The sequence below is a fragment of the Pseudoalteromonas sp. SR45-6 genome, assembly GCF_014163545.1.
GTDB lineage: Bacteria > Pseudomonadota > Gammaproteobacteria > Enterobacterales > Alteromonadaceae > Pseudoalteromonas > Pseudoalteromonas rhizosphaerae.
On record NZ_JACJDM010000084.1, the window covers coordinates 1 to 13083 of the forward strand.

At 41.3% G+C, this 13083-nt stretch carries 13 protein-coding genes; 9 read left to right on the forward strand and 4 right to left on the reverse strand.

The genetic code is table 11. The features are described 5' to 3' along the window. The coding region (locus tag H5158_RS21265) for a 2OG-Fe(II) oxygenase (protein WP_182740844.1) at positions 1–683 on the reverse strand (683 nt) is incomplete at its 3' end. A gap of 31 nt (positions 684–714) precedes the next feature. Between H5158_RS21265 and H5158_RS21270 the strand changes: the two genes are divergently transcribed. Continuing rightward, positions 715–1113: a thioesterase family protein gene (locus H5158_RS21270; RefSeq protein ID WP_182718911.1), complete on the forward strand. Its 399-nt coding sequence runs from the start codon at positions 715–717 to the stop codon at positions 1111–1113. 7 nt (positions 1114–1120) lie between these two features. Here the strand turns inward: H5158_RS21270 and glpD are convergent, their stop codons facing one another. The 3 genes from glpD to H5158_RS21285 all read right to left on the reverse strand — a co-directional run bounded on the left by glpD (position 1121) and on the right by H5158_RS21285 (position 4585). Then, positions 1121–2614, reverse strand: coding sequence for a glycerol-3-phosphate dehydrogenase (glpD, locus tag H5158_RS21275; RefSeq protein ID WP_182718912.1), 1494 nt, complete (start codon positions 2612–2614; stop codon positions 1121–1123). A 47-nt stretch (positions 2615–2661) separates the two neighbouring features. Beyond that, positions 2662–4164 (reverse strand): glycerol kinase GlpK, encoded by a 1503-nt coding sequence (gene glpK / locus H5158_RS21280; protein ID WP_182740845.1) that lies wholly within the window; start codon positions 4162–4164, stop codon positions 2662–2664. Positions 4165–4339: 175 nt separating this feature from the next. Continuing rightward, positions 4340–4585: a YdcH family protein gene (locus H5158_RS21285; protein ID WP_145238021.1), complete on the reverse strand. Its 246-nt coding sequence runs from the start codon at positions 4583–4585 to the stop codon at positions 4340–4342. A gap of 268 nt (positions 4586–4853) precedes the next feature. Between H5158_RS21285 and H5158_RS21290 the strand changes: the two genes are divergently transcribed. The 8 genes from H5158_RS21290 to speD all read left to right on the forward strand — a co-directional run bounded on the left by H5158_RS21290 (position 4854) and on the right by speD (position 13029). Next, on the forward strand, positions 4854–5435 hold the full coding sequence (locus tag H5158_RS21290) for an aminodeoxychorismate/anthranilate synthase component II (protein WP_182718914.1): 582 nt from the start codon (positions 4854–4856) through the stop codon (positions 5433–5435). Between the two features lie 57 nt (positions 5436–5492). Beyond that, a complete protein-coding gene (locus H5158_RS21295) occupies positions 5493–6653 on the forward strand; it encodes an HDOD domain-containing protein (protein WP_145238027.1) in 1161 nt (386 codons plus the stop codon). A gap of 696 nt (positions 6654–7349) precedes the next feature. Then, a complete protein-coding gene (locus H5158_RS21300) occupies positions 7350–8555 on the forward strand; it encodes an aspartate aminotransferase family protein (RefSeq protein WP_149980483.1) in 1206 nt (401 codons plus the stop codon). An 88-nt stretch (positions 8556–8643) separates the two neighbouring features. Further along, the gene (astA, locus tag H5158_RS21305; RefSeq protein ID WP_145238033.1) at positions 8644–9660 is read left to right on the forward strand and encodes an arginine N-succinyltransferase; all 1017 of its coding nucleotides are present in this window, start codon (positions 8644–8646) and stop codon (positions 9658–9660) included. A 15-nt stretch (positions 9661–9675) separates the two neighbouring features. Further along, a complete protein-coding gene (gene astD / locus H5158_RS21310) occupies positions 9676–11145 on the forward strand; it encodes a succinylglutamate-semialdehyde dehydrogenase (RefSeq protein ID WP_182740846.1) in 1470 nt (489 codons plus the stop codon). 140 nt (positions 11146–11285) lie between these two features. Further along, positions 11286–11633, forward strand: a complete 348-nt coding sequence (locus H5158_RS21315; protein ID WP_149980484.1) for a DUF3802 family protein — start codon at positions 11286–11288, stop codon at positions 11631–11633. Positions 11634–11714: 81 nt separating this feature from the next. Next, positions 11715–12128, forward strand: a complete 414-nt coding sequence (locus tag H5158_RS21320) for an OsmC family protein (RefSeq protein ID WP_145238042.1) — start codon at positions 11715–11717, stop codon at positions 12126–12128. A gap of 88 nt (positions 12129–12216) precedes the next feature. After that, positions 12217–13029, forward strand: coding sequence for an adenosylmethionine decarboxylase (gene speD, locus H5158_RS21325; RefSeq protein ID WP_145238045.1), 813 nt, complete (start codon positions 12217–12219; stop codon positions 13027–13029). Positions 13030–13083: the final 54 nt, after the last annotated feature.

The following is a 13083-nucleotide window of genomic DNA, read 5'->3' on the forward strand; positions in this document are numbered from 1 at the left end:
ATTTGTTCTGCGCGGTTAAACAGCACCCACGACGTTAAAATATATTTATCATTCGACACAGGTTTATTACCGCGATGAGTATGAGTAAAGTAGCCTGGGGCAATCACCATAGTGCCTTTTTTCGGAGCTATCTTACGATTTTGATAATAAAACTCGGTTTCACCGCCTTCTTCAACATCGTTTAAATAAAACATAAATAACAATACTCGATGCAGTGCTTCGTTATGGTGTAACTGTGGGTACACTTCACTATGCCAATACTGGTAGCCGCCTTTGTTAACTTCGTATTTTTGCGCTTGGATATTACCGAGTCGAAAAATTTGCTGTACCAATAAAGGTAATTGCGGTTTACCTACCTCGTCAAAATTAGCTTGCGTTAAATCAACAGGTTGTCCTGTTTGGGGGTGGTACACTTTTAAACCAAACGCCCCAATCATTATAAAAATATGTTCTTCAATGTAGTTAAAAACATATTGTGCAGTAGTTTGTTGAATATGTTTTAATTGCTCAGCGTATTCAGGATGATTGTTTAAGTGTAAGTCGTGGCTATCTTTTTTATTAAGATCTATGCCGCCTGATGTCATCCCTTGTTTTATATGCGGGCTTTGCGAAAAGGTGGTGATAAAGTTATCGCAAAAGTCATTACTGAGCGCGTTGTCATACACGCGGATAAAGTCCGTCATGAGTTACCTGTTTAATTATTATTGGATTATTATGTTTACTGAAAAAGTGATGCCGCGCTTTAGCGAAACGGATGCACTCGGACACATCAACAATACCGTACTCCCTGTTTGGTTTGAAGCCGCACGTGCACCTATTTTTAAATTTTTTACCCCCGATTTAAATCCTCACGATTGGAAGCTTATTATTGCTAAAATTGAGGTGTCGTTTGTAGGTGAGTTGTTTTACTCGCATGAAGTAAGTATTAAAACATCGGTAGAGCATATTGGCAGCAGCTCATTTGTGCTTCGCCAAGAGGCGTGGCAGCAAGATAAATGCTGCGCAATCGGTAAAACAGTGCTGGTACGTTACGACTTTGCCGCTAAAGCTAAGCAAGCTTTATCTAGTATTGAAAAAGCAGCCTTAAATGAGCATTTTATTGCAGCTTCTTAATGTGTAGTTAGTAATTTAAGGTGCGCAAGTAGTTATCTAAAGCGGTGACTTGCGCTTTACTAAAGCGTAGCCCGAGCTTTGTTCTACGCCACAATATGTCATCGCTGGTTTTTGCCCACTCTTTGGCAATTAGGTAATCGACTTCTTGAGCGTATAGACCATGGCCAAAATGACAACCTAAGTCAGCCAATGCACTGCAATTACCTAGCAGTGCATTAGTTAGCGTGCCATAGGAGCGTACCAGCCTATTTAATAATAACTCAGGCAACCAATTGTATTTTACTTGTAGTTGCGTTATTAACGTCGCTTTTTCACTAAAATCTCCGCCTGGTAACGGCGCGCTTTTTGTCCACGCTTCAGTCATATGAGGATAAAATAGCGCGAGTTTGTCCACAGCATTTTCTGCCAGTTTTCGATAAGTAGTTATTTTTCCGCCAAACACACTTAACAAAGCAGCCTGATTATCATCATTATTTAATATCAGCTTATAATCGCGGGTTACAGCTTGAGCATCTGCTGAGTGGTCATCGAGTAATGGCCGTACGCCACTGAATGTATGTACTATATCAGTCGCTTCAATCGGGGTTTTAAAGTAATGATTAGTAATATTGATTAAGTAACTAATCTCTTGTTCGCTAATTTTTACATCTTTAATGGTGCCGGTATATTCTTCATCCGTAGTACCAATCAAGGAATAGTCATCTTCAAAAGGAATGACAAAAACAATACGTTGATCTTCATTTTGGAGAATATAGGCACATGGCTCGTCATGAATACGTGGCACCACGATATGGCTGCCTTTGACTAAGCGAATATGCTGTGGTGATGGCTGAATAAATACATTATCAAACAATGAAGCAACCCAAGGGCCTGCGGCATTAACAATGCATTTGGCTTTGATTTGTAGTTGCTGCTGGGTCGTTTGTTGCGCTAGAGTTACATCCCAATGTTCAATATTGCGCTGTGCCTTGATACAACGAGTACGCGTTGCTATGGTTGCTCCGTGTTGTTCGGCGGCAAGGGCGTTTAAGATCACTAAACGCGCGTCATCTACCCAGCCATCAGCATATTCAAACCCTTGTGTAATTGATGCATTTAGCACACTGTCTTTTGTGAAAATAATCGACTTGGAAGCGGGTAGCGTGTCTCGTTTTCCTAGATGGTCGTAAATAAATAATCCTAGGCGGATCATCCATGGCGGCCGCAAATGTGACTGATGAGGAAGCCTAAACGAGAGCGGCCAAATAATATGCGGTGCTTTTTTTAATAACACTTCACGCTCTAGCAATGCTTCTTTTACTAACCTAAATTGATAGTGCTCTAAATAGCGCAGCCCGCCATGAATAAGCTTACTGCTGTTTGATGAGGTGGCTGAGGCTAAATCGTCTTGCTCACACAATAATACTTTCAAGCCTCTACCACTTGCATCTGCTGCAATACCAGCACCATTAATGCCACCGCCAATGACAAGTAAATCATATTCGTTATCGAGTAACTGCACGGGTGAACCTTAAAGTTAGTTGTTAATGCCAGATTATATTAACGCGATTAGCCGTCATTCTGCGGATTATTAGCAAGCGTCACTTGCGCAATACAATGTAGCCATTTTGCATATAAATCGTTACGCTCAAAGCTACTCATAGTTGGCTCAAAGCGGCGGTCACATCGCCACATAGTTGCCAGTTGCGCTGTTGATTCATAAACACCACTTTGCAGGCCTGCTAAATAGGCGACGCCAAGCGAGGTGGTTTCGGTTAAGGTGGGCCGCTCAACACTCGCACCTAAAATATTAGCTAAAAACTCCATAGCCCAATTATTATTAGCCATACCGCCGTCAACGCGCAATATGCTGGGGCGCAAGCCATCCCCTTCCATCGCTTTTTGTAAATCTTTAGTTTGATAACCCACTGATTGCAAAGCTGCAGCGACAATCGTACTAATACCTGAATCTCGAGTAAGCCCTAAAATAGCACCTCGGGCATTGGCATCCCAATAGGGAGCGCCTAAACCTGTAAAAGAGGGCACTAAAAATACCCCATGATCTAAGGGAACACCTTTGACGAGGGCTTCACTTTCTCCCGCGCTTTCTAATAATTTCAAGCCCTCTACAATCCACTGCATGGTGGCACCTGCCATAAAAATACTGCCTTCAATGGCATACGTAGGTTTGCCGTTAAGTCTATATGCGATGGTGGTTAATAAGCGATTGTTTGACTTTAGTGCTTTATCGCCGGTGTTAAGCATTAAAAAACAGCCTGTTCCGTAGGTGCTTTTTGCCATACCTTCTTCAAAACAAGCTTGGCCAATTAAAGCGGCTTGCTGATCACCCGCTATGCCGCTAATTGGAATTTCACCACCAAATAACTCGCTGCTAGTAACACCAAAGTCAGCCGCTGAGTCCATTACTTCAGGTAGCATCGAGGCTGGAATATCAAATAAGGCGAGTAAGTCTTCATCCCAGCATTGCTGGTGAATGTTAAACAGTAATGTGCGAGAGGCATTGGTTGCATCGGTTGTGTGTACTTTACCATCGGTTAATTGCCATAGTAAGTAGGTGTCTACCGTACCAAACGCCAGCTCACCTGCGTGTGCTTGCTCTTTAGCGCCAGTGACGTTATCTAAGATCCAACGAATTTTGGTGGCAGAAAAGTACGGATCGAGTAATAAGCCGGTTTTATCATTGACGATTTTACTGTGCCCAGCATCGCGCAAACTATCACAGTACTGGCTAGTGCGTCGGTCTTGCCACACAATCGCGTTGTAAATAGGTTGCCCAGTTTTTTTACTCCACACTAAGGTGGTTTCTCGTTGATTAGCAATGCCTATGGCAATAATGTCGGCAGCCGTTACCCGTTGCTGCGCCAATACGTTTTTAACGCTCGCGAATACGGTTTGCCAAATATCTACAGGATCGTGTTCAACCCAACCATTTTGCACAAAGTGCTGCGGGAAAGTTTGTTGGGCTGTGCCAAAAACCTCGGCATCTTTGGTGTATAAGATGGCGCGAGAGCTCGTCGTTCCTTGGTCAATCGAGAGTATGTATTTGCACATAAAATATAATGTTATTTAACTTAGATAAAGATAGCTTGTCTCTAAGCTAAACGAATAGCAATGCTTTTGCACCATAATGGATGTAATTTTAGGCAAATAGGATGAGTGAAAGGGAGTTAAGGCTCAGTGCGGGCGCTTAGTTTTAAATAAGCGCCAGATATATATAATATAATTATTAGTTGGCAGCATCAGCTAATTGCTGATGGAGCCAATCTTTTAATGCCATTCTATCGTGTTTTAATTGATGCATTGCTTCATCATCAATAGGGGCATCTTGTAACTCCAGGACACGGATTTCTTTATCAATTGCATTGTATTGCTTTGCCCTTGCCGCGAACTCTTCATTATCAGTGTTGAGCTTAGTGATTGTGCTTTGGTATTCAGGGAAATCTTTAGTTAATGAATGATCTTCGCCTAACATAGGTCGCTCCTTATTAAAGCGTGTTACATATTAATCTCGATAGATAAACACGCATGGGTTTTAGTCAAATTAAATGCTCTGAGGCGTTTTGCCAATACAATAGAGCTTGGGCTGATTTAAAATAAATCAACATCAATCTCAGTATTATCGTTATTAAAGTAATTTCCCTTTGCCTGAATACAAAACACTGACACTCGTGCGGGCTTAAGTTAGAATATGAACGCAGGCAGTTGCCTGCAAACAATTTCTATTTTGAGTGCTTTATTACATGCTTTTAATGATCGATAACTACGACTCGTTTACCTACAATTTGGTACAGTATTTTCAACGTTTAGATCAAGAGGTGCTAGTAAAGCGCAATGATGAGATCTCGGTTAGTCAAATTGCCCAGTTAAACCCTCAGCATATCGTGATATCTCCCGGCCCATGCTCACCAAATGAAGCGGGTATATCTTTGGAGCTTATTGAGCAACTAAAAGGTCAATTTCCAATTTTAGGTATTTGTTTAGGTCATCAAACAATAGCACAAGCATTAGGTGCGAACATTGTTAGGGCAAAGCAAGTGATGCATGGCAAAACATCGCCAATTTATCATGCTAATCAAGGTGTATTTGCCGGCTTACCAAATCCATTAACAGTTTGCCGTTATCATTCGTTGGTTGTTGAACAAGATAGCATTCCTGATGAGTTGCAGATCACCGCTTGGACCGAAACTGAAAGTGGCCAGTTAGATGAAATAATGGGCTTAGTTCATAATAGCTTAGCGTTAGAGGGGGTACAATTTCACCCAGAGGCAATTTTAACGCAGCGAGGACTTGAATTACTTGCTAACTTTTTAACTCGGTTCTAGGCTTATGCTAACAAACGTAGTAGCTTCCCTTAATTTATTTATAAAAGATAACTATTAATGACAGATGAAATACGCCAACAAAGGACAGCTAAGGCATTAGAGCAACGAGCCCATGATTTGTTGCTTGGACATAGCTTTGCGCAACGTCAAATTGGCTATATTCATACTCTAGATATAAATTATGGTGAGGCGATGAAGCAGCGCACCTTACTTGAGGTTGAAGTTGCTGCGCAAAAAATACGTAAACTCTCCAGTACTTCGCATCATAAGTACCGCGCTCAAGCCAGCCAGCAGTTACATCAAGTTATTGATACCGCCATGAACAAGCAGTTAGCCGATATTGATACGGTACTACATGAAACCATTGGTATTGAAGATAATGTCCCCGCGATTTTAGACATACTTGCGGTAAAATCAGCATCGGTAGGGCGCCTTGAGCCATTAGTTAAAGATTTAACTTGGTTAGGACGTGAGTTAGTTGCTTTTGTGAATTTGCCTTATTATCGCGCGCAGCGCAATAAACATACTTCGGTAAAAGTTGATAATCCCTCTTTAGCTCTGCGTTATATTGGTTTAGACAACTTACAGTTTGTAGTGCCTACCTTTGCGGTACGTCATTGGATGCCACACAGCACCGAACCATTTCCATTATTGAAGCGTCGCCTACGCGATAACTCAATGGCTTGCGCGATTGCGGCGCAAGAGTTGGCTAAGCTCAATGGTATTAATGAAGTACATGCATTTACTTTGGGTATGTTACTCGATGTTGGCAAGATAGCTTTGATTCGACTCTATTTACGTACATTCGAACGAGTGTGGCAGCGCAAAGTAACCCTTGCCCGAGAAGACCAACATAAAGATCTTCACACCGCATTGTTAGAGTTAAAACCTGATCCGTTATTTTTAAGTACTTTACTTAATCAGCATGCGCTAAAAGTCACGGCGACGGTGATTGATAAAATGGCGTTTCGGTATTTACCTTTTAATGCTGTGTTATCGCAGTTGATTAATGGTGTGTCCAAAGGGGATTCACTATTGCCATTAGCGATGTTAATGCAAAAGGCACGTTGTTATAGTCAATGTGTTACTTTGAGCGAACATCAGCTGGTGGAAAGTGATGAAAAATCACTCTGGTTTGATTACGTTGGGTTATCAAAACAGGAACTAGAGCAGCTTGAAAAAACCAATTTGCAGCACTTTCATATTAAAATTGACTAGGGCGTGTTTATCTTTCGAGGTTGAATTTGCAGCAGTGTGTTTGGTATTTAGGCAAGGCAGAGCCTATGTAGTGTGGTTGTTCCCCATAAATAGGCGATAACGCAGCATCAATGCCAAACACGCGCTGCCCGAAGGGTTCTTCCTAGGGGCGATTAACTCTTTGTTACTTACATGGATGTAAGTAAGGGGCGTGAGCAGGACGCGGAAGCTTTGCTCAATTTTTACTTAGCCCACTAGGTTACAAATCTCGCGCCGTGATTAAATCGCCCCTAATTTGAACAAATTTTAATCCTGAAAGGTCAACACGCCCTTATTTCATAAATTTTTTGTTAATTTTTTTACGACTATTCATTCATCATTAATATCTACTCTTACCCATATTTTATCTTGCAAAGCTCTGCCTGGTGGGTGGTGGGGCAGCGATATAGAATAAACAACCCCATAATTCGTTATTCAGATAGTTATTCACTATCTCTGAAATTATATCTCAAAGCCTTTAATAACAAGGGCTACATGAAAGTTTTATAAGAGACAATAACGAAAAACTCTGAAATAATGATTATCTGAAAATTGAACCAGAGAGTATTTTTTGGCGATGTGAGCTATGCTGATTTACGCCAAAGGAGATGGTACAACAGTCTATCATCAAGCCTATTTTTTAAACTTTCTGTAGGATCACAATTAAGAGGATATAAAATGACAGTCAATCGCGAATTATTTGATCAAGTAATGGTTCCTAACTACGCACCTTCAAGCGTTATTCCTGTTCGTGGCGAAGGCTCACGTGTATGGGATCAGCAAGGTCGTGAATATATCGATTTTGCCGGTGGTATCGCTGTTAACTGTCTAGGTCATTGTCATCCAGCATTGGTTAAAGCATTAAAAGAGCAAGGCGAAAAAATCTGGCACCTATCAAATGTAATGACTAATGAGCCAGCACTTCGTTTAGCTAAAAAATTGGTAGATGCTACATTTGCTGAAAAAGTATATTTCGCCAACTCAGGCGCAGAAGCAAATGAAGGCGCACTAAAATTAGCGCGTCGTGTTGCGCTTGAAAATTTTGGTGAGCAAAAATCGCAAATCATCGCTTTCAATAAAGGTTTCCATGGCCGTACATTCTTTACTGTAACCGTGGGCGGTCAAGCTGCTTACTCTGATGGTTTTGGTCCTAAGCCGGGAGATATCGTACATTGTGACTATAACGATTTAGCCGCATTTGAAGCACTAATCTCTGATAACACATGTGCGGTAATGATGGAGCCATTACAAGGTGAAGGCGGCATTATCTCTGCTACTGACGAGTTTGCTCAAGGTGTACGCCAGTTATGTACTAAACATAACGCATTACTTATTTTTGATGAAGTACAAACTGGTGTCGGTCGTACTGGCGATCTTTATGCATACCAAGGGTTAAATGTAGTACCTGATATTTTAACTACTGCAAAAGCACTTGGCGGCGGTTTTCCAATTGGTGCAATGATCACCACGACAGAGATTGCTAAGCACCTTAAAGTCGGTACTCATGGTTCTACTTATGGCGGCAATCCGTTGGCATGTGCTGTTGGTGAAGCAGCCTTTGATACTGTGAATACACCAGAAGTATTAGCTGGCGTAAAAGCAAAGTCAGCATTGTTTAATGAATTACTAACTGCAATTAACGATAAGTACAACGTTTTCTCGGAAATTCGTGGTCAAGGTTTATTAATTGGTGCTGTGGTTAATGAGCAGTTTAAAGGTCGTGCTAAAGAGTTTTTAGTAGCAGGAACCGCTGAGGGTGTGATGTCGTTAGTCGCGGGTGCCGATGTGGTGCGTTTTACTCCATCTTTAGTGATCCCTGAAGCGGATATCCGTGAAGGGATGGCGCGCTTTGAAAAAGCCGTAGCCAACGTTGTGAACGGTTAATCAACACCTCTAATCATAATAAGGGCAAGTAGCAAGCTTGCCCTAATATTCTTAATTTACCGTTATTTATAAGGGAGCAAGCGGACTCATGATGATCCTTCGCCCAATCCAGCAATGTGATTACCCAGCTTTATTGAAAATTGCCCACGAATCAGGACATGGTTTTACCTCTTTACCTAATAACGAAGAGTTATTACAAAAGAAGATAGCTCATTCAATAAGCTCATTCGCAAAAAGTGCATCTCATCCGGGTGATGAAGGTTACTTGTTTGTTCTTGAAGATAGCGAAACAGGTGAAGTAGTCGGTACCTCAGCAATTGAAGCTGCGGTTGGTTTAGATGATGCGTTTTATCACTATCATTTAAGTAAAGCTATTCATTCATCTCGTACATTGAATGTTTATAAAGCGGTTGATATTTTAACCTTGTGTAATGATTACACTGGAGCAACTGAGCTTTGTACGCTGTTTTTAAAAGATGGTTACCGTAAAAATAATAACGGTAAGCTGCTTTCAAAAGCACGTTTTATGTTTATCAAGCAGCACCAAGAACGCTTTGCTGAAACCGTAATTGCAGAAATGCGCGGTGTTTCTAACGAACACGGCAGTAGTCCATTTTGGCAATGGTTAGAAGAACACTTTTTCTCGATGGATTTTCCAACAGCTGATTACTTAACCGGTATCGGCCAAAAAGTGTTTATTGCTGAACTAATGCCAAAGTACCCAATTTACGTCAACTTATTAAGTAAAGAGGCGCAAGCCGTGATCGGCAAGGTGCACAATAATACGCGCCCTGCGATTGAACTACTGAAAAAAGAAGGCTTCACCTTTAATGGCTACGTTGACATTTTTGATGCTGGCCCAACGGTAGAAGCAAAAGTAGATAATATTGCAACTATTCGTAATGCCAAAAACTTTACCGTAAAAATCGGTGAAAACAGCGGCGAGACGGCTATCATGCTAGCGAATGACAAACTCAATGATTTTAGAGCAACCGTTGCACAACTAAACCTTGATGAAACAAGCTCTGAGTTGACTTTGCCACAGGCAATGGCCGATGCACTGCACTTACAAGCTGGCGATATAGTTACCGCAACACGTATATAATTTAGGAGAAAGTACATGACTCATCCTGCACAATTTATTAATGGTCAATGGTCGCAAGGCCTAGGCGATGCATTTAATTCAGTAAACCCAGCCAATAACGAAATTATTTGGCAAGCAAACTCAGCCACCAGTGAGCAAGTAGACACCGCTGTTAACTCTGCGCGTGCAGCATTTTATAGCTGGGCTGATAAATCATTTGCAGAACGTTTAGCGATTGTAAAAACTTTTGCCGAAACCCTAAAAGAGCACAGCGAAGAGCTTGCTGTTGTAATAGCCCAAGAAACGGGTAAGCCGTTATGGGAAACTCGCACTGAAGCGGGTGCTATGGTCGGTAAAATAGCTATCTCTGAAAAAGCATTTTTAGAGCGCACTGGCGACGTAGAAAACCCAATGCCGCAAGGTCGTGCAATGATCCGCCATAAACCACATGGTGTAGTGGCGGTATTTGGCCCTTATAACTTCCCTGGTCATTTACCTAATGGCCATATTGTGCCTGCACTTTTGGCGGGCAATACCGTGGTGTTTAAACCATCGGAGCTAACTCCTGCTGTTGCTGAGCTAACGCTTAAGTTATGGGAAAAAGCAGGTTTACCAGCAGGGGTTATTAACCTAGTACAAGGCGAAGTAGCCACAGGTAAGGCTCTTGCTGCTCACAAAGGTATTGATGGCTTATTCTTTACCGGTTCATCACGCACAGGCCATATTCTGCATGAGCAGTTTGCCGGTCAACCAGGTAAAATCTTAGCATTAGAAATGGGTGGTAACAATCCACTGATTATTACTGATGTTGCTGATACTAAAGCCGTTATTCACGATATTATTCAATCAGCATTTATCTCAAGTGGCCAACGATGTACCTGTGCACGCAAGCTGTTTTTACCAGCAGGTGAGCAAGGCGATGCTATTTTAGCCGGTTTAATTACCGCGACTAAAGCCATCAAAGTGGGCAACTACGATGATGTAGAGCAACCGTTTATGGGCTCGATGATCTCATCAGCTGCGGCTTCTGGTATGGTAAAAGCACAGCAACAACTCGTTGAGCTTGGTGCTGAAGTATTGGTTGAGCTTAAGCATACTGAAAATACAGGTTTTGTAACGCCTGGTATTATTGAGTGTACAGATGTTGCTAACTTCCCAGATGAAGAGCACTTTGGTCCACTATTAAAAGTATTCCGCTTTACAGATTTTGATAGTGCGATTGATAAAGCCAACGATACCAGCTTTGGTTTGTCTGCGGGTTTACTCAGTGATAATGCGGCAGATTACGACCATTTTTTACGTCGTATCCGTGCTGGTATTGTTAACTGGAACCGCCCAATCACCGGTGCCTCAAGTGCAGCTCCTTTTGGTGGTATTGGTGCATCAGGTAATCATCGTGCAAGTGCTTACTATGCAGCTGATTATTGCGCATACCCAGTTGCCTCTGTTGAACTTGAAAAAGTAGCAATGCCAGCAACATTAAGCCCTGGCTTAAAAATCGATTAATCGATTTTGGTCAAATAGTAATAAATAACTAAAAAAGCAGCCAAGGCTGCTTTTTTTGTATTGGTTAATGCTCAAAGGTAGCAATTAAAAGCGCTTTCTGCTTAAATCAATACAGTCGTTTTAATTAGGTGTGGATAATTATGGTTTTAGATAGGCAAGGATATGATGACCTCATCATGTATCTTACTCAAAATTTAGCATTATTTGAGAAGTCCGGCGAAATAAAACCAGGCGCTCCTACTATTATGGAGCTAATAGAAGATGATATTGCTGAAAATGTCATGTTGTTATGCCAGCAACACACAGAGCTTTCTACTGAACAACGTAGTCAAATCGTGCGTGAAGTAGATGGCATTGTATACGACTTACAAGAAGTCCTCAGCAGCGTCACCAGTAATCAAGTGACAATAGAGCAACATGCATTTATCGATGAATTTGCCGCATTGGTAAAAAACCTCTTTGATAGCGCAGTTGTCGAAAGTGCCTGATCATTCCAATTATCGTTTTTAATTTGCAACTGCGTGTGACTTCCTTACAATCAAGGAAATAACTTCTTTGAGAGTAATAAAATGCAAGCGAATGTGAAATGGGTTGAAGGCGATACTTTTTTAGGGCGTTCTAATTCTGGTCACAATGTTGTGTTTGATGCTGGTAGCGATAGCGCCGCACCAAGCCCAATGGAAATGGTATTAATGTCAGTTGGCTGCTGTTCATCGGTTGATGTAGTCAGTATTCTAAAAAAAGCTAAACAACAGTTTTCAGATGTGCAAGTGCAACTGAGTGCTGAACGCGCAGAGTCCGCTCCGCGAGTATTCACTAAGATTAACTTACACTTTGTTGTGACTGGCGATAACGTTTCAGAAAAGCACCTTGCGCGTGCCGTTCAACTATCTGCAGAGAAGTATTGTTCAGTAGCATTAATGCTTGATAAAACAGTAGAAATTACCCACACACACGAAGTTATACAAGAACAGGGAAAATAACGCTTTTTCCTGAGGTGAAATTCGTATAAAATCCGCGAACTTTTCATTCTGCTCTGGCAGATTTCACTTGTTTATAGGTTGGTTTATCATGAACAAACCCTTCGATAAAATTAAACTTCATGGCTTTAATAACTTAACCAAAAGTTTAAGCTTTAGTATTTACGATATTTGCTATGCAAAGACTGAGCAACAACGTAAAGAATATATTGAATATATCGACGAACAGTACAGTGCTGATCGACTAACCGATATTTTAGGTGAAGTAGTAGACATTATCGGTGCGAATATTTTAAATGTTTCGCGTCAAGATTACGATCCTCAAGGTGCTAGTGTAACAATTCTGATCTCAGAAGAGCCAATTGAGCAGCAGCAAACTTATGAAGTTGATGAAGCACCAGGACCATTACCTGAAACAGTTGTTGCTCATTTAGATAAAAGCCACATCTGCGTTCATACCTATCCTGAAGCTCACCCTGATGATGGTATTTGTACTTTCCGTGCCGATATCGAAGTATCAACCTGTGGCATTATTTCGCCATTAAAAGCGTTAAACTTCCTAATTCATAGCTTAGAGTCAGATGTTGTAACAATTGACTACCGAGTGCGTGGTTTTACCCGTGACGTAGATGGTGTTAAGCACTATATCGATCATGCGATCAACTCAATTCAAAACTACATGACCGAAGATACCAAAGAAGCGTACCAAATGATGGACGTGAATGTGTATCAAGAAAACTTGTTCCACACTAAGATGATGCTAAAAGAAACAGACCTAAATACTTATTTATTTGGTGTTACTACGAGTGATTTATCTGAAGACGAAGAAGAAGCAATTCGTTCTAAATTAACACGTGAAATGCAAGAAATCTTTTACGGCCGTAACCTGCCGGAAGCAGAATAAACTCACTTAATTAGTAAGTTTTAAAAAACGGCGCGCAATTTACATTGCGCGCCG

Bases quoted from the DNA above. Each gene is read 5' to 3' on its own strand.
- astD (WP_182740846.1), top strand. From the start codon at position 9,676: ATGACTCATCCTGCACAATTTATTAATGGTCAATGGTCGCAAGGCCTA.
- H5158_RS21295 (WP_145238027.1), top strand. From the start codon at position 5,493: ATGACAGATGAAATACGCCAACAAAGGACAGCTAAGGCATTAGAGCAA.
- H5158_RS21315 (WP_149980484.1), top strand. From the start codon at position 11,286: ATGGTTTTAGATAGGCAAGGATATGATGACCTCATCATGTATCTTACT.
- glpK (WP_182740845.1), bottom strand. From the start codon at position 4,164: ATGTGCAAATACATACTCTCGATTGACCAAGGAACGACGAGCTCTCGC.
- H5158_RS21300 (WP_149980483.1), top strand. From the start codon at position 7,350: ATGACAGTCAATCGCGAATTATTTGATCAAGTAATGGTTCCTAACTAC.
- H5158_RS21270 (WP_182718911.1), top strand. From the start codon at position 715: ATGTTTACTGAAAAAGTGATGCCGCGCTTTAGCGAAACGGATGCACTC.
- astA (WP_145238033.1), top strand. From the start codon at position 8,644: ATGATGATCCTTCGCCCAATCCAGCAATGTGATTACCCAGCTTTATTG.
- H5158_RS21285 (WP_145238021.1), bottom strand. From the start codon at position 4,585: ATGTTAGGCGAAGATCATTCATTAACTAAAGATTTCCCTGAATACCAA.
- speD (WP_145238045.1), top strand. From the start codon at position 12,217: ATGAACAAACCCTTCGATAAAATTAAACTTCATGGCTTTAATAACTTA.
- H5158_RS21320 (WP_145238042.1), top strand. From the start codon at position 11,715: ATGCAAGCGAATGTGAAATGGGTTGAAGGCGATACTTTTTTAGGGCGT.
- H5158_RS21290 (WP_182718914.1), top strand. From the start codon at position 4,854: ATGCTTTTAATGATCGATAACTACGACTCGTTTACCTACAATTTGGTA.